21 protein-coding genes are annotated in these 25,910 nt (G+C 45.9%); 19 read left to right on the top strand and 2 right to left on the bottom strand.

What is annotated here, in order from left to right; translation table 11 throughout:
* Both BV375_RS00410 and BV375_RS36435 read left to right on the top strand, forming a co-directional pair.
* Window positions 1-414, top strand: coding sequence for a DUF6220 domain-containing protein (locus BV375_RS00410; protein WP_086756079.1), 414 nt, complete (start codon window positions 1-3; stop codon window positions 412-414).
* A complete protein-coding gene (locus tag BV375_RS36435) occupies window positions 414-575 on the top strand; it encodes a hypothetical protein (protein WP_166507336.1) in 162 nt (53 codons plus the stop codon). Before BV375_RS00410 ends, BV375_RS36435 begins: the two co-directional genes overlap by 1 nt.
* A 749-nt stretch (window positions 576-1,324) precedes the next feature.
* Here BV375_RS36435 and BV375_RS36430 read toward each other — a convergent pair.
* A complete protein-coding gene (locus BV375_RS36430) occupies window positions 1,325-1,471 on the bottom strand; it encodes a hypothetical protein (protein WP_166507335.1) in 147 nt (48 codons plus the stop codon).
* A 54-nt stretch (window positions 1,472-1,525) separates the two neighbouring features.
* Window positions 1,526-5,059 carry an NB-ARC domain-containing protein gene (locus tag BV375_RS00405; RefSeq protein WP_086756077.1) on the bottom strand — a complete coding sequence of 1,178 codons (3,534 nt, stop codon included), beginning with the start codon at window positions 5,057-5,059 and terminating at the stop codon, window positions 1,526-1,528.
* A gap of 511 nt (window positions 5,060-5,570) precedes the next feature.
* Here BV375_RS00405 and BV375_RS00400 point away from each other — a divergent pair.
* From BV375_RS00400 to BV375_RS00320, 17 genes are all read left to right on the top strand, one after another.
* On the top strand, window positions 5,571-7,472 hold the full coding sequence (locus BV375_RS00400) for a phage tail sheath subtilisin-like domain-containing protein (RefSeq protein WP_086756074.1): 1,902 nt from the start codon (window positions 5,571-5,573) through the stop codon (window positions 7,470-7,472).
* A gap of 12 nt (window positions 7,473-7,484) precedes the next feature.
* Complete coding sequence (locus BV375_RS00395) at window positions 7,485-8,012, top strand: phage tail protein (protein ID WP_086756072.1); 528 nt, start codon at window positions 7,485-7,487, stop codon at window positions 8,010-8,012.
* Window positions 8,013-8,033: 21 nt separating this feature from the next.
* Window positions 8,034-8,768: a phage baseplate protein gene (locus tag BV375_RS00390; protein WP_086756069.1), complete on the top strand. Its 735-nt coding sequence runs from the start codon at window positions 8,034-8,036 to the stop codon at window positions 8,766-8,768.
* On the top strand, window positions 8,769-9,557 hold the full coding sequence (locus BV375_RS00385; RefSeq protein ID WP_086756067.1) for a hypothetical protein: 789 nt from the start codon (window positions 8,769-8,771) through the stop codon (window positions 9,555-9,557). It begins immediately after the preceding gene.
* Window positions 9,554-10,483, top strand: coding sequence for a DUF4255 domain-containing protein (locus tag BV375_RS00380; protein ID WP_086756064.1), 930 nt, complete (start codon window positions 9,554-9,556; stop codon window positions 10,481-10,483). Before BV375_RS00385 ends, BV375_RS00380 begins: the two co-directional genes overlap by 4 nt.
* Window positions 10,480-12,468 carry an ATP-binding protein gene (locus BV375_RS00375; protein WP_086756062.1) on the top strand — a complete coding sequence of 663 codons (1,989 nt, stop codon included), beginning with the start codon at window positions 10,480-10,482 and terminating at the stop codon, window positions 12,466-12,468. Before BV375_RS00380 ends, BV375_RS00375 begins: the two co-directional genes overlap by 4 nt.
* The gene (locus BV375_RS00370) at window positions 12,456-12,713 is read left to right on the top strand and encodes a hypothetical protein (protein ID WP_086756060.1); all 258 of its coding nucleotides are present in this window, start codon (window positions 12,456-12,458) and stop codon (window positions 12,711-12,713) included. Before BV375_RS00375 ends, BV375_RS00370 begins: the two co-directional genes overlap by 13 nt.
* Window positions 12,713-14,698: a DUF4157 domain-containing protein gene (locus BV375_RS00365; protein WP_086756057.1), complete on the top strand. Its 1,986-nt coding sequence runs from the start codon at window positions 12,713-12,715 to the stop codon at window positions 14,696-14,698. Before BV375_RS00370 ends, BV375_RS00365 begins: the two co-directional genes overlap by 1 nt.
* Before the next feature lie 130 nt (window positions 14,699-14,828).
* Window positions 14,829-15,488 (top strand): hypothetical protein, encoded by a 660-nt coding sequence (locus BV375_RS00360; protein WP_086756055.1) that lies wholly within the window; start codon window positions 14,829-14,831, stop codon window positions 15,486-15,488.
* Window positions 15,489-15,844: 356 nt separating this feature from the next.
* Window positions 15,845-16,135, top strand: coding sequence for a hypothetical protein (locus BV375_RS00355; RefSeq protein ID WP_086756053.1), 291 nt, complete (start codon window positions 15,845-15,847; stop codon window positions 16,133-16,135).
* A gap of 57 nt (window positions 16,136-16,192) precedes the next feature.
* Complete coding sequence (locus BV375_RS00350) at window positions 16,193-17,287, top strand: hypothetical protein (protein ID WP_243713787.1); 1,095 nt, start codon at window positions 16,193-16,195, stop codon at window positions 17,285-17,287.
* On the top strand, window positions 17,284-17,922 hold the full coding sequence (locus tag BV375_RS00345) for a phage baseplate assembly protein V (protein ID WP_086756047.1): 639 nt from the start codon (window positions 17,284-17,286) through the stop codon (window positions 17,920-17,922). The genes BV375_RS00350 and BV375_RS00345 overlap by 4 nt, the downstream gene beginning before the upstream one ends.
* Window positions 17,922-18,245: a PAAR-like protein gene (locus BV375_RS00340; RefSeq protein WP_086756044.1), complete on the top strand. Its 324-nt coding sequence runs from the start codon at window positions 17,922-17,924 to the stop codon at window positions 18,243-18,245. Before BV375_RS00345 ends, BV375_RS00340 begins: the two co-directional genes overlap by 1 nt.
* Window positions 18,246-18,247: 2 nt before the next feature.
* Window positions 18,248-18,619 (top strand): GPW/gp25 family protein, encoded by a 372-nt coding sequence (locus BV375_RS00335; RefSeq protein ID WP_086756042.1) that lies wholly within the window; start codon window positions 18,248-18,250, stop codon window positions 18,617-18,619.
* Window positions 18,616-21,042, top strand: a complete 2,427-nt coding sequence (locus tag BV375_RS00330; protein ID WP_086756040.1) for a hypothetical protein — start codon at window positions 18,616-18,618, stop codon at window positions 21,040-21,042. The genes BV375_RS00335 and BV375_RS00330 overlap by 4 nt, the downstream gene beginning before the upstream one ends.
* On the top strand, window positions 21,039-23,786 hold the full coding sequence (locus BV375_RS00325) for a putative baseplate assembly protein (RefSeq protein ID WP_086756038.1): 2,748 nt from the start codon (window positions 21,039-21,041) through the stop codon (window positions 23,784-23,786). Before BV375_RS00330 ends, BV375_RS00325 begins: the two co-directional genes overlap by 4 nt.
* A complete protein-coding gene (locus tag BV375_RS00320) occupies window positions 23,783-25,909 on the top strand; it encodes a phage tail protein (RefSeq protein WP_086756036.1) in 2,127 nt (708 codons plus the stop codon). Before BV375_RS00325 ends, BV375_RS00320 begins: the two co-directional genes overlap by 4 nt.
* Window position 25,910 lies beyond the last annotated feature (1 nt).

Genomic DNA, 25,910 nt, shown 5'->3' with positions numbered 1-25,910 from the left:
ATGCTCGTAAATCAAGAAATAAATCGCGATATTACTGCTAAAAACTGGATAAAACGTAGTTTTTACGCAACTGCAATCCTCTTTAACGTTTGCTTAATTGCTCAGGTATTGACGGTTGGTATTGCCTACTTCAGCGATCCTGCCTGGTGGAAAATTCATGTGTGGCTTGTGCGAGGGTATAGTGGAGTGTCGCTAATATTGCTAGTAGGGTCTTTGAGTGTTCCATTCTCTAACTTAATCCGCTCACTGTCCGCCAGTCTGCCTGTGCTGCTTGGACTTCAGTTTTGCAGCATTCATCTCAAAACTCCGCTTCATTTAGAGGTGCTTCATCCTCTAATTGGATTCACACTATTCTATGTTTCTTCAAGCCTTGTACATCGTGTATCGCGTGAAGTGTTTAGCAAGCCAGAGTGATGAGTGCAGATGAAGGCAATTTGGAAACGCAATCCGCATTGGACAGAACCTATCGCTGTGGCTCTAGGGTATCGCCATTACCTGAAACATACTACTGGCGCATGATGGGTGAATATCTTTCAATGCGAATGTATCAACTCGAAGTTAAGGATAGCGAGTAATTGGTTTGCTTGGACAAAGCAAAGTTACAGAGTCATACCAATTCACGAAAATCCTGATACACATAAATTTTTGTAGGGTTTAGCAATGCTAAACCCTGAAGCGCGTATTTGTATCATTATTAAGGTGAAATGGTATCAGGATATCTACAAATCTTAAGACTTTATTAAATAACTACCCAAGGAAAAATGGGTAAACAATGGGTAGTTTCCCCACTATCTTTAAGTAAGCGATTCCGGGATGATTAACCGTATAGAAAAGCGCTGGCAAAAATTTTACGGCTGGCATTTAATAAACCGCATACATAAAGTAAGCCCTGAATTTTTATCAGGGCTTTTTAAGTATAAAAATATGTGGCTGTTGGTAATGGGGTGCTGGAAAGAAAAGCTGGCGATCGAGTAGAGATTTATGCGATCGCTCCTCAAGAAGCGCAACGTTGGGTTGACTGATGCCTATCTGAGGCAATTGTAAGTGAAACTAAAGAGAAGTATAAAAGTAATATTTGCTACATTGATTCAGTGAAGTGCTGGGCTGAGGAAGCTCGGTTTGGCGATATTGTGATTGAAAGGATAACAGATGGTGAATCACCTAACTAGTAGGAAAGCGATCGCTGATTCTAGTTTGTAGTATGTCTTTAGCAGATTTAAATTGCCCTGATATTCCCTACCGCAGATTTAGAGTTATTCCATCAGACCTACACTGGTTTGATAGATATGCGATTGCTGGGCAATTGTCATTCAAGTGAATGACTTCAGTTGCACCGTGAGGACTTGGGATGGAGAACTGACCCTTGGGCTGAAGCATCTGAAGTCTTACGATTACTTGCCTGAGGATTGTCAGCAGATGCAGGAGGTATGCGATACCTGACGGCAAGCCGCAAAGCGTCTACGCATTTCACGGGTGTACTCCAGTGAGCTAGAGGAATCCGTGCAGAGGTTTTTGCAGGTCTACTTTATGTCTCGATCGCTCCTAATGCTCTCAGGGTAGCTTTTTGTGCTGAGGAAATTCCGGTGACTTCAGTGATGTTCATCCCTTCGTAAGGAGGCTTGCTCTGTAAGAGTTTTATCGTTTTGCCCATTTGTATATCCCAGAGTTGAATCGGTTGTTCCAGAAAACCGATCGCTAACAACTGATTCACCGGGTTCCAATCCACAGACAAACCGTAATTTTTGCCCTGGATGACCTGTTCGCATTCGCCCGTTGACACACTCCAAATTTTGATTGTCGAGTTAGCAGAGGCACTGGCTAGCTTATTGCCATCTGGACTCCAGGCAACGGCAAAAATAGACCCAAAGGCAGGGTCTTGCCAGGTTTTTAAACAGTCTCCAGAAACCACATCCCAAAATTTGATATTGCTGCCGTAGTCTCCACTCACCAAAACATTACCATCAGGGCTAAGGGCCATGGGATGAACAGAATGATTGACCCCGATGATGCGATCGCAAACACCCCGATTTAAATCCCAAAACCGAATCGTTCCATCCAGGCTGGCACTCGCGGCTCGCAAACCAGTCCCAAACCAAACAATAGAATTCACCTGATGAGTATGACCAGATAGGGACAATAAACATTGCCCAGTTTGGATATCCCAGAGTTTCACTGTTCGATCGTTGCTGCCACTCATCAGATAATTTCCATCCCGACTCCAGGCGATCGCCCTCACCCAACTATGATGTCCCTGTAACACACTTAAACATTGCCCAGTTTGGATATCCCAGATGCGAATCGTGTTATCGGTGCTAGCACTGGCAATTAATCGCTCGTCTGGGCTCCAGGCAACAAACATTACTTCATTGCCATGCCCGCGAAAGATTTTAAGACATTCACCCGTCTGGTTGTTCCACAGTTGCACCATATAGTTAGTCCCGCTACTCAACAGACGAATTCCATCTTTGCTCCAGCGGACACACCAGGATGAATGGCTATAACCTCGCAATGTTTTGATGCAGTTTCCAGTTTGCGTATTCCAGAGTTTCACTACCTGGTCATGGGATACACTCACAAGGGTATTGCCATCGCGACTCCAGGTGACTGACCAGACCCAGCTTTGATGTCCCTGCAACACTTGCAGACATTTTAGGGAACAATCCCACAGGGTAACGGTATGGTCGAAGCTTCCCCCTGCCAACCTGTCGCCATCGGGGCTCCACTCCAACCGCCACACATCCTCTTGAGTGGCGATCGCCTGCAAACACTCTCCCGTTTGCCAATCCCACAGTTTAATGGCTTTATCAAATCCACTACTGGCAAGAATTCTGCCATTGGGATGCAACGCCAGGGACAAAACCCAATAGTCATGGGCTTTTATTGTCTGAATACAGTCACCCGAAGCCACATTCCAGAATTTAATTGTGTTGTCTGTGCAAGCTCCTGCCAATACAGTTCCATTGGCAAGCCAGACTAAAGACCAAACCCAACAACTGGGTTCTCCTATTTCTATACGAGCCTGGCTTTTTCCGGTTGTCCCATCCCAAAGGATGATAAACGGCGCTTGCCCTCCACCAGCCAGTCGTTTGCCATCGGGACTCCATGCCAGCGTACAAACAGGATCGGGACATCCGTGAAAGTCCCGCAGCCAATGACCTGTATGAGTATCCCAAAGTCGGACTGCCTGTTTGACACCACTAACCAAAGTTGTCCCATCGGGGTGCCAATCAGCTGCCATCACCCAGCCCTGATGCCCTGGGATTGCGATCAGTGGTTGTATTTCGTTCAATTGCCAAATGTGCAATCCTCCGTTGGTATCTCCAAAGGCAAATCGCTGTCCATCCCGGCTAAATCCCACCCATACTCCCCCAGTGAAGATTTGAGTAAAGATACATTGAGTAAAATGAGCAGCTTGAAAATTAATGTATTGTAAAGTTGCCCCCTGGAAATCTGCGTACCGAATGGTTGTATGAGAAAAGTTAAATCCAGCCAGATCGATCTTCAGGTGCAAGCAGAGGTTGATGAAGTTCCCTACACCATAACCAAAGGTTGACTCTTGAAGAGAACGCAATGTAGACAGTATCGATTGAAGATGCTGCTCCAGCATCGCCGAGTTATGATTAAATGCGACTTTTAGTTGTTCAATGAGTGGATTTAAGATCAGTCGAATTTGACTTTCTCGGATGTATTCGACAACGGTTGTTTTCATCAATGCATAGCAATTTAGATATGCCGTCTTTAGTGTTAATAACTCAGTGGCAAGTTGGTGAATTAAACAGTCTGTGAAATATTCCATAATCACAGGTTGTTGCGTGTATTCGCCCGTTGTCTTTGCCATCGTTTTAGATACTCGCTTTTCAATCAGACTGCGCCAAGTCAGGGATTCCAAAGATTCCAATAGGCTGCTGCGAGAAATTGCCGGGACAATATCTGCTTGCAATTGGGCAATCGTAGTCCATTCGCGGTTGATTGCTAACCAGTACATGATGGTTTTCTCTACAGGGGATAACCGCTCAAGTTGCTGTTCCAGCAAGTGCCAAATTCCATTAAATACTGGGGTCTCTATTTGCAAAAAAGCAGCAATCTGACCATTAAACAGGCTTTGAATTGAGGTAGCAACCATTTTCAATGCCAGTGGATGGCAACGATACAATTCACACAGGTAGTGTTTTTCCTCAGGGCTGCCCACCAAGCCCTTAGCATCAATCAATGCTAGTGCAGCTTCCCAGGAACCCTTGAGCGAAAGCACTCGCACCGATCCATCCGAATCTTCACCAAAAGCAACTTCCGCAGATTTCTCTCGGCTGGTCAGCAGAATACAACTTTGATGAGTAGCTTTGCCTAACAACTGAAACAAGTCACCATAGTTTGTGTAATCGCTTTGGTAGTACCCAGCTCGCTCGCCTGCTTTCAAAAGGGTATCTTGATTATCTAGAATCACCAGACATCGATGGGTTTGCAGCCAGTAAAGTAACCGTTCTGGTGTTGCCTGAATATCTTGCTGCCTAGAAAGAAATAGCACCAGTTCCGCCAACAATGTTTCTAATGGCGGGGCATTGCGGAGCGATCGCCAAATCACAAATTCAAACTGCTCTTGTAGCTGTTGGGCGACTTTGGCTGCCAAGACACTTTTGCCGATACCACCCATTCCCACGATCGCAATCAGGCGACAGCGATCGTGAATCATCCATTGAGTTAGTTGTTCAATCTCTTCAACTCGACCGTGGAACGTAGAAACATCGAGTGCCTCACCCCAATCCATTAAACATTGAACTTGAAATGGCAGATGCGGAATTGGGGCGTGAATGTGGGTCAAGATAGCATGTAGCGTTGTTTTGTTGACCTTGCGACCCAAGGCAGTACTCAAAAGCTTCCAGAATTTTGGCCCTGTATCCCGTTGCAAATAATTGATGGAATAACCGGATTGTTCGGCAATGCGATCGTAGGTCAAGTTGCTCCAGGCACCAAATAATAACGTAACTTCGACCTCGTTCAGAGATCTGCCAATTTTGCTATTGAATGCACGGTTGACAAACTCCAATGCCTGCTCAAATTCCATGTTTTTCCGAACTTTAATGAATAATTCAAAATTTAGACGGACTTTCACTTAAAAGCATAGAAAAATCCCGCATCAGAGTTGCTGACACCTTTATAAGGAACTTCCAGAAATTAAATTATCCATTTTTTGGAGGGAAGACCATAATTGTATTCTTCTTCCTCTGCTTCCTCTGCCTCCTCTGCCTGCCAAAGCGATTGATTATTTTTTTATTTGGAAGTCCCTAAGCTGGAGCCACTTTTCTATGAAGCACGCCATATTAAAATATAAAGCAAATAACCATACTTTACATACTCAACTCCATACTTTTCTGCAAAGACAACGGCAGGGAATTTCGATAGATTCTAAAACGCGCTGATGTGTCGCAAAAATGATTTTTGCTGCGAGTAATTACGGTGACAAGAGTGCTGTTTATCCAGCGCAAGCAAGACTCTTAAGCAAAAACTTTTAAGAAAGAATGAAATGCGCGCACATACGATGCACGCACCAATAAGAATTAATATGGAGAACCCCAATGCCTACTACACCAACCTATCCGGGTGTTTATATTGAAGAGATTCCCAGTGGGGTAAGGAGCATTACAGGAGTTAGCACCTCGGTTACAGCCTTTGTGGGTGCGGCAAAACGAGGGCCAATTGACAAAGCAGTACGTATTTTAAGTTATAGCGACTTTGAACGCAGATTTGGTGGACTAGACGGGAGTTCAGAGTTAAGCTATGCTGTGCGCCAATTCTTTCTAAACGGAGGCAGTGATGCCTGGGTCGTCCGGATTGCTAAAGACGCTCAAAGCGCTACTCGAACCTTAAAAGATAATAGTAGTAATAATGTTTTAACAATCACAGCACTGGATAAAGGTCTAGCGGGCAACAGGATTGAGATTCAGGTGGATTACACAACGCTGAATCCTGCAACTACCTTCAATCTGATGCTAAACTATGCATCGCCTGATAATCCGAGCGATCGCCTGACTGAGAAATTTGAGAATTTGTCGCTGAATAGTCAAGACGCTCGTTACGTTGAAGCAGTGATTAACGGCACATCTCGATTAGTGACAGTTAAACGGGAGGAAAATGCAGTCAATTTACTGTCTGATAAGCACGGCACTAGCGTAAGTGGAGAGTTGCCAACCGCCGATTTTAGCACGCTCATAAACGATAGACATAACCAGTTCCAGGTCTCAGTCAATGGTTTAGAGCCTGTCACCATCAAAATTGACACTAATGACATCAAAGGATCTGATATTTCAGCAAAGTTAACTAGTTTGGCGAATGCCATTCAAACAAAGGTTATAGCTGCAGCTAATGAAATTTCTTTCACTTGTACTTTCAGCGACAACAAACTCACTCTAACCTCTGGGCAACCAGGCGAATTTTCAAGTGTGAGAGTTTTACGCGCTACTCTCAACGATCTCTCTGCCAACCTTAAACTTGGATACCTGAATGGGGGTGTTGAAGAAGACGCAGTAGCGACCATTCGTCCGGCTGCGATTCCGCCCCAGGATACAATCATAACTTTAGCAGGCGGCAGTGAAACACAGTATTCTGAAGCAGAGTTGGACAATTTGAAATTTAGCCAGGCTGAGAGGAAAGGCTTTTACGCTCTAGAAGAAGTGGATTTATTTAACTTGCTCTGCATCCCGGGAGTCACCAAGATCAACATTTTGAGTGAGGCAGCTCAATATTGCAAGCAAAGAAGGGCTTTCTTAATTGCTGATGCACCAAAAACGAAGACAGTATCCGACATAGAAAGTACGGGAGTTACTAACAATGATCATGGCGCAGTCTATTACCCTTGGATTTACATTGCTGACCCATTAAACAATGGCAAGCTACGCCTGACTGCACCCAGTGGAACAGTTGCCGGACTCTATGCCCGCACAGACAGTGCCCGTGGCGTTTGGAAAGCTCCAGCTGGAACTGAAGCCAACTTAGTCGGAGTTCAGGCATTAGCTTACAAGTTGACCGATGCGGAAAATGGCATCTTGAATCCTCTAGGAATCAACTGTATCCGCTTGTTTCCTACCTATGGTGCAGTTGCATGGGGCGCTCGTACCTTCCAAGGTTCCGATCAGGCGGCATCAGAATATAAATATATTCCGGTCAGGCGGTTAGCGCTGTTTATTGAAGAGAGCCTGTATCGGGGTACTCAGTGGGTGGTGTTTGAGCCAAATGATGAACCGTTGTGGGCGCAAATTCGGTTGAATCTGGGCGCATTTATGCAAAACCTGTTTCGCCAGGGGGCCTTTCAGGGCAAGTCTCCGCGAGAGGCGTACTTCGTCAAATGCGATCGCGAAACCACGACACAGAACGACATCAACTTGGGGATTGTTAACATCAAAGTCGGGTTTGCACCGTTGAAGCCTGCGGAGTTTGTGATCATTCAACTACAACAAATGGCCGGGCAGATTCAAGTTTAAGGGAGATGAGAAATGGCACAATTTAGCGTTAATGCACAGCGATTTGACCCCTACAAGAACTTTAAATTTCGGGTCAAGTGGGATGGTCGATATGTTGCCGGGATCAGTAAGGTGGGTGCTTTAAAGCGCACAACTGAGGTGGTGAAACATCGGGAAGGGGGAGATCCGAGTAGCGATCGCCTCTCCCCAGGACGCAGCACTTACGAAGCTATTACCCTGGAGCGTGGGGTGACTCATGACACAGAATTTGAGAAATGGGCGAATAAGGTGTGGAATTATGGCTCTGGTTTAGGAGCAGAAGTTTCACTCAAGGATTTTCGCAAGGATCTGATTATCGAAGTTTATAACGAAGCTGGACAGTTGGCTATTGCTTACAAAGTTTATCGTTGTTGGGTTTCTGAATATCAGGCATTACCTGAACTCGATGCCAATGCCAATGCTGTTGCCATTCAAACTCTCAAACTGGAAAACGAAGGCTGGGAGCGAGATTATGAGGTGTCAGAACCGAGTGAACCGAGCTTTGTTGAGCCTGCTGTTTAATTATTTTGGGAGAGCTAACGAATGCGCCCATTCACTGCCAGCGACGTGATTACAGTTTGGGAATTGGGGCAGCGACTGCACCCGCTAGAACGGGCAATATTGCTATTATCATTCGCCTACCCTCATCAATCTCAGCAGCAGTTGGCAATGCTCAGTGTGGGGCAGCGCGATCGCCGTTTGCTGTTATTGCGGCAGATGACGATGGGTTCTCAACTCAATAGCGTAACAACCTGTCCCAACTGTGGCGATCGCCTGGAGTTTGCTTTGAATATCTCAGACATCTATATTAATGAATCATTGGGTAGTTCATACGAAAACAAAACGTTTCAAATTGCGGCATTTGAGTGTCAGTTTCGTTTACCCAATAGTCATGATTTGGCAATCCTAACAGCAGCTCAAACGATTGAGGAAGCATACTGTTCTTTAATCGAGCGTTGTGTTTTACAAATCAGTCAAGCTGGCACTCCTGTTTCCTGGGAAGCCCTACCGTCTGAGATTATCGAGCAATTAGCCCAGCACATAGGCAACTGCGACCCGCAGGCTGAGATATTGTTGGATCTGGATTGCCCAAACTGTCAGCATCGCTGGCAGGCAATATTTGATATTGTTGCGTTTTTCTGGGCAGAACTCGATGCTTTAGCCAGGCGATTACTGCAAGAGGTGCATGTTCTGGCTAAAGCCTATAGTTGGCACGAGGCAGAGATTTTATCCATGACTGCTACCCGACGGCAGTTTTATCTGGACATGGTGATGTAAATGGCAGATTTCTTTTCTCGATTAGTAGAGCGTAGCCTGGGTGTAAGTCCTGTGGTGCAACCTGCGATCGCGCCCAGATTCAGTTCTGCATCAGTGAGCGTGGATGAAGCCAATCTGCAATGGAATCGTGAGGTTGAAAATTCTCCCACTCCAGTAAACGCTAATCCATCCATCGAGGTGCCTTCTTCCCAGAATATTAGCTCCGTTCAACAGCAGTTCTCTCCTCAACCTGACTTAGCTAATAACCTGGTTCCAGGACAAGCACAACAAAATCTCATTATTACACCGTCACTACTAAACCAGTCCATACAGTCATCTTTTACTCTGCCTGTATCCAACCTCAAACAAGTTATTCCCCCAATGACACAGGCGATCGCGCCTGCTCAATTCATTGCTGAACCACCGAATCAGAAAGCTATTCTAGAACCTTTTCGAGTTGTCAAACCCCGTGAGCAAATTCTGGGCGAAAACTATCCTTCGCTGGTTATGGACGGTGAATTAGCAAACGCACCTGAAATTTTTGCTGACAGGGCAACAGTTCCCACAAGCAAACCAAGCGATCGCACGATGGCAACTCACCAGGTTCCACTGGCTCAATCTGCTGTACCATCTCCATTTCCACAGGTTGCAACCGAGCCAGCAGCACCTCCGACGATTCGCGTTAGTATCGGCAGGGTTGAAGTCCGGGCAATTATGCCAACCCCACCTGCACCTAAAGCCACTCCGGTGCGTTCTCGTCCGGCAGTGTCGCTGGATACCTATTTGCAGCAGCGGGGGCGGAAGCCATGAGTAATCATCTGGCGATCGCTACTGTGACCGCAACCCTGAAACGTGTCCTCGAAAATGCCGTGACGGGAAAAGTTCCAGGGACTTCAACAACCATTACGGTTGGGCAACCAGACCCCAGAGATGCGGCTACCAGTAATGATGGCAGAGTTAACATTTTCCTTTATCAGGTTACTCCCAATTCGGGCTGGCGCAACGCCGATTTGCCGACGCGTCGCGCCGATGGTTCTTTGAGCCAACGTCCACAATTGGCACTTGATCTTCACTATCTACTCAGCTTTTACGGGGATAAAACCAAACTATTGCCAGAAAGATTGATGGGATTAGTGATGAAAACGCTGCATACTAAACCATTTTTGCCACGGAAGCTGATTCAGGATACAGTAGCAGCCAACGAAGCTCTTCTACAAGGCTCGGATTTAGCAGATCAACCTGAATTTGTCAAGTTCTCACCTGTTTCTCTGTCGCTGGAAGAGTTATCTAAAATCTGGTCAATCTTTTTCCAGACACCGTATGTGTTATCAACAGCTTATCAAGGGACTGTTGTTCTCATTGAACCCGATGATGAGCCTGTCGCAAGTTCGCCTGTGAGCGATCGCAGCATTACAGTGAGTGCCACGCCTCCCCCTGTCCCCGCTTCACCACCAACTATTACACAAATTCGCTCACAAGCGGGAGTCAGAGAACCCATTACCCCAGGTAGTCGGTTGCTAATTCATGGGCAAAACTTCGCCCAAGAAAAAATCAGCTTTATTCAGTTGCAGGAGCAACAAATTAACGTAGAAAACATTCACAACACTGAAATCATCCTGACGTTACCTTCCGGTACAGAGGAAGGGGTGAAAACGTTGCAGATTGTTTACCAGAATGGCATTCGTTCCAATCTGGCAAGGTTTATTGTCCGCGCTGCTGGAGGTGTAAACTCATGAACCTTGTTGCAGACGCTCGCTGGCAATCTGCCAACCATCAGTATCTTGTAGCTGCATTGGCAGTTGTGCAGGAGACATTGGAACAGTTTGTTCAAACTCAGGAAGGATCTGAAGTATCTCAGAATACTGCTGAAGATTCTCAGCAGCGATTGGCGGCGATCGCGGCTGCAATGACTAAACCCCCAGCTTTAGAAGTTGTTTGCGGCACATTTGATTTGTCTGACTTTGAGCGAGATGTTTTGCTGTTGTGTGCCGGGATGGAACTGGATGCGGCTTTCCCGCGTTTGTGTGCCACAATTCAGGGACGAGAACAGCAGGCTTATCCGACCTTTAGTCTGGCGTTGACGGTGTTTCCAGACGCTCATTTGAGTGCGATCGCCCCGTCTTCTTCCCTGCTGCACTGGCGATTAATTGAGGTAGAGGAGAACCGAGTTTTCACCTTGAGTCCATTACGACTTAGCCGTTGGGCATTGCTGTATTTAATGGGAATGCCTCACCTGGATCGAGAGTTGAGTGGATTGATGAAACCTGTGGTAAATCGCGGAGCATTGCTGCCTTCCTATGAGGCGATCGCCGATCGGTTATCAACCACCTGGATTGAAGGTTCGGAGCGGGGATTGTTGCCGATTGTGCAGTTGTGCGGGGAAGAAGTAACCACAAAATGGGCGATCGCAGCTACGGCTTGTGAACAGGTAGACTTGAATTTGTATCGGCTCTCTGCTCAAGCCATTCCCCAGGAGCGACGGGAGTTAGAAACATTCTTGCGCTTGTGGCAGAGAGAAGTCATCCTGGGCGATCGCGCTTTGCTGGTGGATTGTGATGGTGGGTATCACGATGACGTTGCCCAGGAAAGCGCCCTGCATCAACTGTTGGAAGAAATTGGTGGTATTGTGCTGGTGAGCAGTCGCGATCGCCGTCGGTTGCCCCAGCGTCCCACCCTGACAATCGAGGTGAGCAAACCCACTCCGACTGAGCAACAAGCTATCTGGAAAGCGGCTCTGGGAGAGCGTCAGACAGAAGTGAATGGACAGGTCGAGGCTTTAGTGGCTCAATTTGATTTGAGCAGTAGTGCGATCGCTGCCGCTTGTATCGCCGCCAGTTCTCCCACATCCTCCCCCTCTCCCCTTTCCAGCCAACTCTGGGATATTTGCCGCCTGCAATCCCGCCCCCGATTGGAAGAACTGGCGCAGCGCATCGAGCCTGCGGCTACCTGGGAGGAACTGGTATTACCAGAAGCCCAAAGGCAGGTATTGCGGGATATTGCGGTGCATGTGCGGCAGCGATCGCAGGTTTATGATACCTGGTGCTTCAGGACGAAGGGGAATCGGGGTTTGGGGATTAGTGCGCTGTTTGCTGGCAGCAGTGGCACAGGCAAGACAATGGCGGCCGAGGTGCTGGCGCGGGAGTTGCGGCTGGATTTGTACCGGATTGATTTGTCGTCGGTGGTGAGCAAGTACATTGGCGATACAGAGAAGAATTTGCGGCGGGTGTTTGATGCGGCGGAATCAAGCGGAGTGATTTTGCTGTTTGATGAGGCGGATGCGCTGTTTGGCAAGCGCAGTGAGGTGAAGGACAGCCACGATCGCCACGCCAATATTGAGGTGAGCTATTTGTTGCAGCGGATGGAAGCCTATCGGGGTTTGGCAATTTTGACGACTAATTTGAAAGATGCGCTAGATCAGGCGTTTCTGCGGCGGATTCGGTTTATTGTGCAGTTTCCCTTCCCGGATTTGCCGGAACGGGTGGAGATTTGGCGACATATTTTCCCAGCAGCAACGCCGACGCAGGGATTGGAGGTGGAGAAGTTGGCGCAATTGAATGTGGCGGGGGGGAATATTCGCAATATTGCGATGAATGCGGCGTTTTTAGCGGCGGAGGCGAAGGAGGCGGTGCAGATGAGTCATGTGTTGCAAGCGGCAAAGCGGGAATATGCCAAGTTGGAGAAATCTTTGACGGATGGAGAAATTCGGGGGTGGGTGAAGTGAATATTGAGTTGCAGATTGAAGAGTTAGTGTTACATGGGTTTGCCCAGAAGGATCGGGGGCGAATTCAACGGGCGATGGAACAGGAATTGACTCGTTTGTTAACGGAGCAAGGTGTTCCTGCTTCACTTTCGCAGAGTCGTGAAATTCAGCAGTTGCAGGGTGGCTCGTTTAATGTCAGGGCGGGGATGGGTGTAGAGGCGATCGGTTGTCAGGTGGCGCAGGCAATTTATGGGGGGATGGGGTGATGAAGACACAGGTAAATCCTAGCCAGAAGGCGATCAAATCGCAGCGTTCCGCGATCGCTGAACTCAATCTACCGCTCATTCCGAAGCCGCATTTTCAATCAGAACCTGAACAGGGAGTGGCATTCCACACGGATAGCTACAGTTTTGCGAATACACGAATTAACGTTCAACCCTTCGAGTCGTTAAAAACTTCGTCTAACCAGGGTGGCAAACCAATGCCCGATGGCATTCAGCAGAAAATGGAGTCAGCCTTTGGCACCAGCTTCTCAGAAGTTCGGGTTCATGAAGGAGCTGAAGCGGCAGCGTTGGGTGCTGAAGCTTACACCTACAGATCTCATATTCACTTTGCCCCAGGAAAATTTGATCCAAGCAGCCAATCAGGGCAAGCATTATTAGCCCATGAACTAACCCATGTCATGCAACAGCGTGCAACAGAGAAAAGCGTGCAGCAGAACGAAGACTTTCTGATCAATCTCGATTCAAATTTAGAGGCTGAAGCGGATCAAACAGGGGATAAAGCTGCTCAAGGTCAAGCTGTACAAGTGACGGGTGCGGGTTTAGGGGTACAGATGGGGCGTGGCTATAAGGGTACTGGAAAGCTGGTTGATTTCTTCGAGGAAAAAGCGAAAGAAGTGAAAGAAACCCCTCGTCGAACTCGAACAGGTGATTATTTAACAACAATGATGGACCCTAGAGATCGAGGTGAACATGAACGAGCAGGGTTTGATGGAACGTACTATAAGGTTGATCCTGATGCGCCAAAAACTCAAATTGCACCAAATTCCTATCAACTTGGAATCGATAAGGGGGTTGTTAAACCTGCCTGGGCTTCTATTGGTGAACTGAAGCAGATTTATGGTCAAACTGCAACCCGAACTGCTAACAAAAAACTTGATACTCTAGCCGCCAGAAGGGTTGTCTCCACACCGGATTCTAAACACGGTCGATACATTTTTGTGATGGACGCAAGCGGAGAATTTTATGCTGTTGATGAAGGTGCTGAAAGGATGAAACGTGAGCAGAAGGTACATCATTCTACTTTATTAAGTGGTGAAGATGTTGCAGGTGCAGGTGAAATACAAATACGAGACGGTAAAGTAGAAGTTATTACCGATCAAAGTGGACATTATCAGCCCTCAATCGTACAGACCCATCAAGTTGTTAAAAGTTTACAGAAAAAGGGAGTCGCTCTCGAAAGTGTTGGGGTTGAATTAGCGGGTAAAGGCGATTACTCAGATGTCGTAAACTTGTCGGCACTTGAATTAGAAGCCTATGAACCGGAGATGAAGCAGGCGAGGGAAAAATATGAGGACTGGAAAGCTCAAAACGCATCTGCTACTGATCAGGAAAAATATAAACAAGGGAAACAAATATTGGGTGAGCCTGAGCAAAAAATTAGAGAAGCGCACAGTAAAAAGTCTAATTTACTTCTGGAGCTGCGAGCTAAAACCAAACAGCGAAAGCTTCTTCTTGATAAGGAAGCAGAAAAGACAACCGGAACTGGAACAAGGCAGGAGAATTATGATCCACAAGCATTGCAAAAGTATGCAGCCGCAACTCAAATGGATCAAACATGGCTTCGCAAAATTATCACTAACGTTGAAACACCAGATCTCTCAGACGTTTTGGCGATGAAGTTGGCACCGGAGTCTATCCGCAAAGCGGCAGAGCAGGCAGAAATCGCACATTCAGATATCGCTGCAGAGCTTGCAGGGAAGCTAGGGACAAACAAGGATAATTTTGGCCAAAAAACTCTCTTAGCTACTCTGAGAAGTAATCTTGCAGCTCAAGGATTGCGGAAAGAAGGACCTGCTCTTGAAGGCAAGGAAAATGTGTGGGAAAGGAATCGACATGAGGGGGGCATTGTTCCAGGATTGATGGAACTACTGGTTCCTAAGGACCGACAAATAGCTTTGAAGAAGTGGCAGAAGAGAACGGGTGATTTAGAGTTAGGCTATCTACTTAGCGATGCAGATTTCAAGTAGCTGCTGGCTTGATCGCTGCCAATCATTATTCCTTATAAATTCCTCATAGTTATTATCTTTAAATGAAACTACAGTCGCTAGCGATTAGCCGAAAGCTTTAGCAAGAAAATTAACATAAGGTATGCATCTCATGACCAGTTTTTCGAGTTCCCCCCGCTTGTTCAAAGGCACGATCGTCGGTTTTGATATCGCTAATCCGATTCCGAAAGTGATTCCGTTTCAATATAATCCTGAAACCCTGACTCGATCGCTAGAACCGCAAATGCAGGGCAATGATCAGGCGGGTTCTACCGTAGGTTTACGACTGAGTGGTGCAGCAGTAGAAAGTATCAGTCTTGAGATTGAAATGGATGCCACCGACCAGTTAGAAAAAGGCAAAGATATTGCTGTCAATATGGGCATTTATCCCCAACTTTCCGCGCTGGAAATGCTGGTTTATCCTGCTAGTTCAATGGTGATTGCCAATACGATTATGTTGGCTGTGGGAACCATTGAAATTATGCCACCACCACCCAAATTAACGCTGTTTATTTGGGGACAACGCCGCATTTTACCCGTAAACATTACCAGTTTCAGCATCACCGAAGAAGCCCATGACACAAACCTGAATCCAATTCGGGCAAAAGTCTCTTTAGGAATGCGAGTTTTGAGCTATTCCGATTTGCCAATCACCCATCCCGGTTATCATTTATATCTGGCTCATCAGGTTGTTAAAGAAACAATGGCAACATTGGGAACAGGCACCAGCTTAAATAATTTATTTGGTACAAATATTAAGTTATTAAGCTAATTGTGGATTTAAATCTGGTTTTTATGTTTAATGAATACCAGGTATTTTCAAGGCAATACGGTTCAGTTAAGGATAAATTTTAGGTTGGGTTGAACGCAGTGAAACCCAACAAGAACCTGGAAATGTTGGGTTCCGTTCCTCAACCCAACCTACGCATTTTAAGGGTTTTAGTGCTAACTGAAAAATATTAATTTATAAGCGGTAGAATAAGTGGATAAAAAGCATTCAAGTAACTCAATTTTAGTGACTTCAGAATGCAATTTTTTAATGCTGAACCCTTATCAAAAGAATAATCTTGAATCAGAATTCAACCGGATTTAAACATATCTAAAAAACTTCCCACAAAGGGGTCAATCATGTTCGATCACACCAGTCGCTACTACGAATTAGAAACCGCCACTCTAATCACTTCTGAAGGGCGACATCTCTCCTATAAACGGCGACGCTTTCTCCCCCAGGCAGAAACTTTATCCAGGGTGCTGGAGATGCGAGTCAAAGAAGGCGATCGCCTCGATACCCTCGCCGCAGATTTGTTAGGCGACCCCGAACAATACTGGCAAATCTGCGATGCGAACAACGCCATGAATCCCTTTGACCTGACTGCGGAAATTGGGCGAACCCTGCACATTTCTCAAATCCAAATTTAGGGAAATATTACTATGCTTTTCCAGGGTATTCGCCTCTCACTGTTCATTGGCCCCACCGTGCCGCTGCCGGCTCCCCCCAACCTGATTCAAGCCTTAGATAACATCGAAATTACCCAAACCGATGAAGGGCGATCGGGGTTTCAGTTGTCCTTCAAATGCGATCGCAGTGGTCTGTTTGCCGCCATCGACTATCCCATTCTCAAACTGCCCTTACTGCGTCCTTTCAACCGTGTCATCGTTGTCGTCACTGTCAACGCTATCCCCCATGTATTGATGGATGGCATCATCACCCACCAGCAGTTGTCCCCCACCAGCAACAACTCCGGCCTGCTAACTGTGACAGGCGAAGATGTCAGCCTCATGATGGACATGGAAGAGAAGATAGTCGCTCATCCTGCCCAGCCAGATATTGCGATCGTGCCGAAAATCATTGCCACCTATGCCCAATACGGATTGATTCCCACAGTAATCCCCCCTGCCTCCGTCGATGTTCCCAATCCTGTAGAGCGGGTTCCCGTGCAGGTAGGCACCGATTTAGAATACCTGGAAGAACTGGCAGAGCGGTACGCCTATGTATTTTACATCTCTCCCGGCCCTGTTCCCGGCACCAATACCGCCTATTGGGGACCACCCACCCGTGCAGGCATTCCCCAACGCGCTCTCTCTGTCAACCTGGGAACTTCTACTAACGTCAACTCCATCAACATCCAGCACAAAGCATTGACCCCCACCTTTGTGTCGGGACTGGGACAAGATAGCCTGACGGAGCGCAGCCTCCCAGTTAAAACTTTCTCTAGCCTGCGGCTGCCCCTGGCGACCCAATCCGCCATGTTGAGAACTGCCAAAGCGCGCACAGTCCTGCCCAAAAATACCGCAGGCTTAACCTATGCCCAAATGCTGGCTCGCGCCCAAGCGGTTACTGATGCTTCGATGGATCAGGTGGTGGAAGCAACTGGAGAACTAGATGCAGTGCGCTACAACGGTGTATTGAAAGCACGGGGGTTAGTCGGCTTGCGTGGTGTAGGTAGCACCTACGACGGTTTGTATTACGTCAAGAATGTCACCCATCAATTGCGATTAGGTGAATACAAACAAACGTTCACTCTCACTCGTGAAGGGGTGGGAACAACAACACCAGTGGTCGTGCCATGAGACGATTTTTCGGTAAATATCGGGGAAAGGTAGAAAATAACGTAGATCCCAAACAGATGGGAAGAATCCAAGTCAGCGTTCCTTCGATTCTGGGCGATGGTCGCCTAAGTTGGGCAATGCCTTGTGTACCCTATGCAGGGAATAAAGTTGGCTTCTTTGCTATTCCTCCAATTAGTGCAAATGTTTGGGTAGAGTTTGAAGCAGGCCATCCAGATTACCCGATTTGGAGTGGTTGTTTTTGGGGAGTGAATGAAGTTCCTGTCCAGCCTGCCTTGGCTACCAAAAAAGTTTGGAAAACAGAGAGCATTACCCTGACCCTCGACGATGGGCCAGGTGGTGGATTCACTTTGGCGGTTGAGCCTCCCGTGGTACAAGTACCGCTCAAATTAGTATGTAATGCCCAAGGAATTGAAATTAATTGCAATCCAGCCCTGATTAAGCTGGCTGCCTCCGGAATTGAGATGAGCAACAGTCCCGCAACCGTGAAAATTTCGGCATCAGGCGTAGAATTAGACACCCCACCAGCAACAGTTAAGCTATCCTCAAGCAATATTGAACTGAGTAATGGTGGTGCCAGCGTCAAACTCTCCCCTTTTAGCGTTTCGATCAACGATGGTGCTTTGGAGGTGATGTGATGCCTGGTTTTTTATTACACCAAGGTGCGACGGTTTTATGTCTACATAGTGGCTCGGCACAACCCATTGTTGTCAATCCACGGGTAAAAGTCAGCGGACAACCCATTGTGACTCAGACAAGTACGTATGTGATCGCAGGTTGTCCCAACACGCTGCCATCTGGGACACCCCAGCCTTGCGTGACTGCTTCCTGGGTGGTGGCGGCGACACGGATCAAAGCTAACGGAATGCCCGTCCTTTTACAAGATTCTCAAGCTATCTGCACACCTACAGGTACGGGATTAACCATTGCAGCCACCCAAGTGCGGGTAAAGGGTATGTAGCGATGAATACAGAAATTGCCTATCCATTCCACATTGATGACAGCAGCCGCCGCATTGCTAACGCCTCTCCCGACGACCATATCCGCCAAATGATTGAGCAACTGCTATTTACCATACCAGGGGAACGAGTTAACCGCCCTACCTTTGGCAGCGGGTTAATGCAGTTGGTGTTTGCTCCCAATAGCGACGAAATGGCAGCGGCTACGCAGTTTCTCGTGCAGGGAGCATTGCAACAATGGCTGGGTGATTTAATTCAAGTGGAAGCTTTACAAGTTACAAGCGAAGAATCTACCTTACGAGTTGTTGTACAGTACACCATTCGTCGCAATCAAGAACGCCAAGTAGCCCAATTTGAGCGGAGTGCATTAGGATGAGTGGCATACAACTTGATGATTTCTCCCGCAACTTGCGAAGAGATAGGATTATTTCTCATCCTCAACAAATTGGTCTGGATTATATTCAAGTAGAAACTAATCTCCTACAGTTGTGGCTCTATTTTCTACCTGGGGTAGACACTAAGTACAATTCTCTATCCCAAATTACAGCTGCGAATATTCGCATTATCAGAGGTGCAAATGTCACAACTAACTTACAGGTAGAGAGAATCACTCCTAGTCCTCCTAACATTCTGCAAGTCCAACTGCTACAGGTGCAAGACAGACAACAAGACACCTCTGCGTCAGGAAACTTCCCGGTTTATACCCTAGAGTTAATCAATGTACCGCACCTCGATCCATTCTTCTCCCAGGCGAGTTTTTCCCTAGAAGTCGATAAACCTAGTCCTTTTGATCCATTGCGATCGCTCCCCAGTTTACCAGAGCCACCCTCAACCTTAGAAATTGATTACCTAGCTAGAGATTACAGCAGTTTTCGTCAGTTAATGCTTGACCGTTTATCGGTCGTGATGCCGCAGTGGAAAGAACGCCACCCAGCCGATTTAGGGATCACCTTAGTAGAAATTTTAGCCTATGCAGGCGATCGCCTCAGTTATTACCAAGATGCCGTAGCTACAGAAGCTTATCTAGGAACAGCAAGACGACGCATTTCTATTGGTCGCCACACCAGGTTAATTGACTACACCATGCACGAAGGCTGTAATGCTCGTGTCTGGGTGCAAGTGCAAGTTAACGATGAAGTTGCCCAACCAGGACTATTGTTACCAGCCGGAACTCAGTTAATAACTAAAAGCACCAACTCTTCCCCAGAACTAGCTCTTACTCCGGCTGAGTATGAAAAATTATTATTCCAGCAAACACAGATATTTGAAACAATTTACCCCCTTACTCTCTTTAGCGAACTCAACGAAATTAATTTTTATACCTGGGGAGCCAGGGAATTTTCTTTACCTCTAGGGGCTACCCGTGCCACATTACAAGGGAATTTGACTAACTTGAAGGCAGGGGATGTACTGATTTTTGAGGAAATTAAAAGTAAAACAACAGGTAATGCCCCCGACCCCAAAAATCGCCACGCGGTACGCTTAACTAAAGTTACTCCTCAACAAGACACTCTCTTTGAACAACAGATTACTGAAATTGAGTGGCATCCTGAAGACGCTTTACCGTTCCCCTTAGACATTGCCATTTATCAAGACACTCAATCTCTAGAAAACATTAGCATTGCCCAAGGTAATATTGTGCTGGCTGAACATGGCAGAAAAATTACCGCCGAGACACTCCCATCCGCACCCCAAACCGGACGCTATCGCCCGCAACTGCAAAACATTGGCTTGACACACGCCGTTGTTTATGACGTGGTGAAGGGAAAAGAACAGTCAGCAAATCAAACCTTGACCCAAAACCCTGATGCAGCCACACCAATGATCGATATCCAAGAGATGAAGTCTGATCAAGCAGTGGCGACTTGGTGGGCGAGACGTGATTTATTGAGTAGCGATCGCTTTGCTAATGATTTTGTGGTGGAAATGGAAAGTGATGGTATTGCTAATTTGCGTTTCGGGGACGGAGTGCGGGGCAAAAAACCAACTAGCCAAAATCAATTGGTAGCTAATTATCGAGTTGGCAACGGTATACAGGGCAATGTCGGACATGATGCGATCGCACATATTGTCTGCGATTCTGAAATCAGGCAAAAGATTATACAAGTGCGAAATCCCCTACCAGCACAGGGAGGTACAGAACCCGAATCGATTGAGCAGGTGCGGCTGTACGCCCCAGAAGTGTTTCGGAATCAACAGCAACGCTGTATTACGGCGGCGGACTACCAAAAAGTTTTGGCACGTCACCCCCAAGTACAAACAGCCGCAGTTACTATTCGTTGGACTGGTAGTTGGAATACTGTCTTTATTGCGGTGAAAGGTCGGAAAAATCAACCCATCGACGAGACTTTTAAAGCCACGTTGCGGCAATTTATCGCAACCTACCGCCTCGCTGGCTATGACTTAGAAATTACTGCACCGCAATTTGTACCTTTAGATATTTCCTTGACAGTGCAAGTAGCACCGGGATACTTTGCCAGCAGCGTCAAGCGGCTGCTATTGGAAACCTTTAGTAACGTAGACTTGCCCAATGGTAAGCGTGGTTTTTTTCACCCAGACAACTGGAGTTTTGGTCAACCAGTTTATATAAGTCAAATTGTCAAGACAGCAATGGAGTTACCAGGAGTTGTGCAAGTAGAGATGCCAATTGCACGGTTTCAACGCTGGGGTTCGCCTGAAGGAAACGAAATCGAGACAGGAAAAATTGCGATCGCGCCGCTGGAAATTGCTCGTCTCGACAATAATTTAGATGCGCCAGAAAACGGCAGAATTGAGTTTAATTGCAAGGGTGGCTTATGAATAGTTCAGATTTCAGTTCAGAGCAACCTGCTAACTACAATCCTCCTGGATTAAGTGCCTTGGCTTACCGCATAGGCACTCATCCCACCTTATTTCAACGTCTATTAGCAGATTTACCAACCCAGAAAATTCCCCATCCCGACGCACAAAAGCCGCAACAGCCCCTACATAGCCTCACAACACAACATCTTGACGATCCTGCGATCGCACTCCTTGATGCTTGGGCAGTGGTTGGAGATGTCCTAACGTTTTACCAAGAGCGAATTGCTAACGAAGGATATCTGCGAACAGCCACTGAAGACCGCTCTATTTTAGAATTATCGCGCACAGTTGGTTATAAACTCAATCCTGGGGTTGCTGCTAGTACATACCTAACTTTTACCGTCGAAGATACACCAGGTGCAGCCCAGGAAGTTACAGTTCCTGCTGGCACAAGGGTGCAGAGTATTCCCAAAGCGCCGGGAGAACTTCCCCAGACATTTGAAACTATTGCACAGATGAAAGCACGAGTTGAGTGGAATAGCCTCAAGCCAGATATTTCCCCAAAATTTGACACGCCAAAATTTGATCAAGACACAACTGCACTAAGTTTACAAGGAACAAATACTAGACTTCAGCCCGGCGATCGCATTTTAATTATCAGTGATACAGGGGGTGATAACACTGCTCCTTTGCCTGTTTCATCTGATCCCAATGCAAATCCTCTCAAGCGTGAATTTAGATTCTTTTTAACTCTGGAATCTGTAGAGACTGATGCCCAAAACAACTTTACATTGATTCGCTGGAACAATAACACAAAACAAACACTACCAGCAGTGTTAGTAAATGCAACACACAGTTCCGCTAATAATCTGCAAGTATTCGCTTTCCGACAGCAAGCTTCTCTTTTTGGTCATAACGCACGCAAATGGAGCGAACTATCCCCAGAAAGTAAACGCAAATATAGCCCTAGTCAGCTTGTTAGTGAAACTATTAATTGCACTGGCATAACTATAAAATTTAATAATAATGCATTCTTTCAAACATCTATTAGCAACGATGATATCATAACAGTTGCTAATCAATCAAAAACTGTAGTTAAGGTTTCTAAAGAAAAAAAAATAATTACGGTTGATTCTAGCTTTATTCCTGATCTACCGGAAATAGAAAGTTTTATTTACAATCCAGTAACATCTGAATGGAGTCAATTTAGCATTCAGAATCAAAAAATTGACTTGAATGCCGTATATTCAAATGTTTTACCAGGAAGCTGGGTGCTGTTAAATCAGGATAAATTATCTTTTCAAACTGAACTTTATCAAGTTGAAAATAGCTCTACTGTTTTTCGCTCAGATTTTGAATTAGCAGGAAAAGTTACCCGGATAAAGGTTACAAGTAGCAATAATTTAAAAGAATTTGATTTACGTGAAACCACTATTTTTATTCAAAGCGAACAATTACCATTATTCAAAAAACCTCAAGAATTACCATCAATTAACCGTCAAAATCCACGAATTAAACTGGCGCAGTCAATACCCTCACTAGAGCCAGGACGCACAGTCATCATCAAGGACAAAACTAATACCGAAATTGCTTTTGTTGGTAGCATGGATGACTCTCAAACTCTTACCCTAAGCCATGACCTTCATCATGATTATGATACTGCTAGTGTGACTATTGATGCCAATGTTGTCCCAGCCACTCACGGTGAAACTGTAGAAAAAGAAGTCCTTGGTAGTGGTAATGGCGGACAAGCTAACCAAAGATTTAAGCTGAAAAAACCACCTTTAACTTATATCTCAGCAGCTACAGCCAGTGGTAGCAAAAGTACTTTACAAGTCTATGTGAATAATGTGCTGTGGCAAGAAGTTTCATCTCTAGAAGAACAAGACGCCCGTAGCCAATGCTACATTGTACAAATTGACGACCGAGGCGAGTGTATTATTATCTTCGGTGATGGGATTCATGGTTCTCGCTTACCCAGTGGACAGGAAAATGTCGTGGCTACCTACCGTAGCGGTATTGGTCAAGTTGGAGAAGTCAAAGCAGGTTCTTTGATACTGCTGCAAAATCGACCCTTAGGAATTCGTGATGTTACTAATTTGTATGATGCCACAGGTGCAGGCAATCGCGAAACCTCTTTGCATATCCGCGATAACACTCCCCGCACCGTCCGCACACTAGAGCGCATTGTTTCTTTACGAGACTTTCAAAACTTTACTCAAAGTTTTGCGGGTATTGGCAAAGCTCAAGCTGTCATTCTCTGGACAGGGCAAACAAAATTAATACACATCACTATTGCTGCTGATGATGGACAACAAGTTGAATCTAATTCTGCACTTTTTACTAACCTGAAACAAGCAATTGTTTCTCATATGAGTAATCCCTTACAAGCTGTGGAGATTCAATCCTACGAACCGTTGTACTTTAACATAGAAGCAACAGTATGGATTGACCCACGTTACCAGGAAAACAATGTCAAGCAGATTATAGAAAGCACCCTCAATCAAATATTTAGTTTCGCTAAACGTGAATTTGGACAAGCAGTAGCCGCTTCAGAAGTTATTGAAATTATCCAAAATGTCGCAGGTGTATTAGCGGTGAATTTGAATTTTCTTTATTTAAAATCTGACAATAAAGCCAAATCAATTCCTTCATCTCTAGAAGCAAAAACAGCCTCTTGGAATACAAGTGAAAAACTAACTTTGCCATCTCAGTTATTACTAATTAATCCTCAAGGCATAACACTCAACAAAGGTTCATGAATCAGTCAGAACGTCTTTATCATCTCCTCCCAGCTATCTATCGCCAACGAGATTTGGCGCAGGGAGAACCGTTGCGGGCTTTACTTGCAGTTATGGAAAACCAACTGCGAACAATTGAGGCCGATATTGATGGGCTATATGAAAACTGGTTTATCGAAACCTGTGATGAGTGGGTGGTTCCCTACATCGCTGACTTATTGGGGATTGAGGGTTTAAATGATGAAAAAAGTTTGTTATGGAGTCAACGGTCATACGTTGCTAATACAATTGTCTATCGTCGCCGCAAAGGTACTCCTGCCATCCTGGAAAATATCACATTTGATGTGACTGGCTGGAGAGCCAAGGTAGTAGAATTTTTTGAGCTACTCAGTGCTACCCAAAATATCAATCATATCCGTCTGGGTAAAGGCAGTACCATCGACATCCGTCACCGAGCAAACTTAGAACAGTTAAATTCGCCGTTTGATGCGATCGCTCATTTAGTTGATGTACGTCGCATCAGTCCAGATGGGATAAAATCTCAGCAATCCTTCGCTGCGATGCGCGGCAAATACAACATCTCGAATCTGGGTCTGTTTGTTTGGCGACTGCAAAGCTATCCAATTACCAACAGTCCCGCTTACCCTGTGAAAGATTCAGCAGGAAACAAAATTATCGGGTATACCTTTCACCCCCTTGGCTATCAGACAACTTTATTCAATCGACCCCAAACCAAAACCGAAATTACTCAATTTGCTGAAGCAATTAACTTACCTGGTGCGATCGCTCAACAAGCATTTGCAGCCGATTTAAAAGCATATCAACAGCAATACAAAGACGCACGACCAGACCAACAACCACCAGACAGCCAATATTACGGCCCCAATCGCAGCTTCAACATCTCAAATATTTCACCGATGCAGGTGGTGAGTATGGATTTAAGTAACTGGCAAAGTCCCGAATCAGGTAAAGTCGCTGTAGATGTCAAATTGGGACGAATAGCTTTCCCTCTCGAAGAACCACCAACCCAAGCTGTGAACGTTAGCTACTGCTACAGTTTCAGTGGTGACATTGGTGGCGGCCCCTATGACCGCCAGCCAACTTTAGCAACGAATGATTCTGTTCCTTGGTACTGTGTTGTCAGTCAAGATGGAAAAACGTTGCAGGATGCTTTACGAGAATATTTAGCTCAAGATCATCCATCTGGAATCATTGAAATCGCTGATAACCAAGTGCATGAATTCACTGAGCTAATCATCATCCTGAAAAAAGCTGGTCGCTTGACGATTCAAGCAGCCAACGGAATGCGTCCTATCATCAGTTGTGGTGAAACTCCGTTAGGAGTCAAAGTTGCAGATGACAATCCCGATGCCGCGTTGACCTTCAATGGAATACTAATTGATGGTAAAGTCAGCATTCAAACAGGGCTGAGACTGAACTTCATTCACTGTACTTTGATTGGTGGAGTGCAGGTAGAAAAATCAAAACAGGATATTTCCAGTTTGCAAATATTTATCTCTCATAGCATTGTCGGTGCTTTACAATTGCCAGAGCAGATTGTCAGTTTAACATTGCAAGACAGCATCGTAGACAGCATTTTAAATGATGTATCTAGCTTGAGGAAAGTCGCAAATGATGTAACTATAGATACAAAAAAATTGCGTAATAAGGCAGATTTGGATTATGCGATCGCTACCAACACCGCAGACGGCAAATCTCACCCACGCACCACTTTAGAGCGAACTACAATCTTTGGTAAAGTTAAACTCCACGAACTCACACTAGCATCTAATGTAATATTTACAGCACTTGTTACGGTGAAAAATCGCCAAACAGGCAGTGTCCGCTTCAGTTATCTGCCAGAAGATTCCCAAACTCCACGCCGTTACTGCTGTCAGCCTCTTGAGGGTAGCGATGGCGATCGCCAAATCAAACCCCTGTTCACCTCTGTACAGTATGGCGATCCAGGATACGCCCAACTAGCACTGACCTGTGCCCCAGAAATTGCCACAGGTGCAGATGATGGCGGTGAGATGGGCGCATTTCATCTGCTTCACCAATCTCAACGCACCGCTTATCTTCGTCTCAGCTTAGAAGAATATTTGCCTGCTGGCTCAGAAGCTGGAATTTTCTATATGTCTTGAA

Source organism: Nostoc sp. 106C, from assembly GCF_002154725.1.
Taxonomy (GTDB): domain Bacteria; phylum Cyanobacteriota; class Cyanobacteriia; order Cyanobacteriales; family Nostocaceae; genus Aulosira.
Note: the sequence above shows the minus strand (reverse complement) of the source record. Positions and strands in the feature narration are given on the sequence as shown.

Coding starts and splice junctions, on each gene's coding strand:
- BV375_RS00335 (WP_086756042.1), top strand. CDS start 18,248: ATGAATACAGAAATTGCCTATCCATTCCACATTGATGACAGCAGCCGC.
- BV375_RS00405 (WP_086756077.1), bottom strand. CDS start 5,059: ATGGAATTTGAGCAGGCATTGGAGTTTGTCAACCGTGCATTCAATAGC.
- BV375_RS00325 (WP_086756038.1), top strand. CDS start 21,039: ATGAATAGTTCAGATTTCAGTTCAGAGCAACCTGCTAACTACAATCCT.
- BV375_RS00345 (WP_086756047.1), top strand. CDS start 17,284: ATGAGACGATTTTTCGGTAAATATCGGGGAAAGGTAGAAAATAACGTA.
- BV375_RS00320 (WP_086756036.1), top strand. CDS start 23,783: ATGAATCAGTCAGAACGTCTTTATCATCTCCTCCCAGCTATCTATCGC.
- BV375_RS00330 (WP_086756040.1), top strand. CDS start 18,616: ATGAGTGGCATACAACTTGATGATTTCTCCCGCAACTTGCGAAGAGAT.
- BV375_RS00340 (WP_086756044.1), top strand. CDS start 17,922: ATGCCTGGTTTTTTATTACACCAAGGTGCGACGGTTTTATGTCTACAT.
- BV375_RS00355 (WP_086756053.1), top strand. CDS start 15,845: ATGTTCGATCACACCAGTCGCTACTACGAATTAGAAACCGCCACTCTA.
- BV375_RS00400 (WP_086756074.1), top strand. CDS start 5,571: ATGCCTACTACACCAACCTATCCGGGTGTTTATATTGAAGAGATTCCC.
- BV375_RS00375 (WP_086756062.1), top strand. CDS start 10,480: ATGAACCTTGTTGCAGACGCTCGCTGGCAATCTGCCAACCATCAGTAT.
- BV375_RS00365 (WP_086756057.1), top strand. CDS start 12,713: ATGAAGACACAGGTAAATCCTAGCCAGAAGGCGATCAAATCGCAGCGT.
- BV375_RS36435 (WP_166507336.1), top strand. CDS start 414: ATGAGTGCAGATGAAGGCAATTTGGAAACGCAATCCGCATTGGACAGA.
- BV375_RS00360 (WP_086756055.1), top strand. CDS start 14,829: ATGACCAGTTTTTCGAGTTCCCCCCGCTTGTTCAAAGGCACGATCGTC.
- BV375_RS00395 (WP_086756072.1), top strand. CDS start 7,485: ATGGCACAATTTAGCGTTAATGCACAGCGATTTGACCCCTACAAGAAC.
- BV375_RS00410 (WP_086756079.1), top strand. CDS start 1: ATGCTCGTAAATCAAGAAATAAATCGCGATATTACTGCTAAAAACTGG.
- BV375_RS00385 (WP_086756067.1), top strand. CDS start 8,769: ATGGCAGATTTCTTTTCTCGATTAGTAGAGCGTAGCCTGGGTGTAAGT.
- BV375_RS00380 (WP_086756064.1), top strand. CDS start 9,554: ATGAGTAATCATCTGGCGATCGCTACTGTGACCGCAACCCTGAAACGT.
- BV375_RS00390 (WP_086756069.1), top strand. CDS start 8,034: ATGCGCCCATTCACTGCCAGCGACGTGATTACAGTTTGGGAATTGGGG.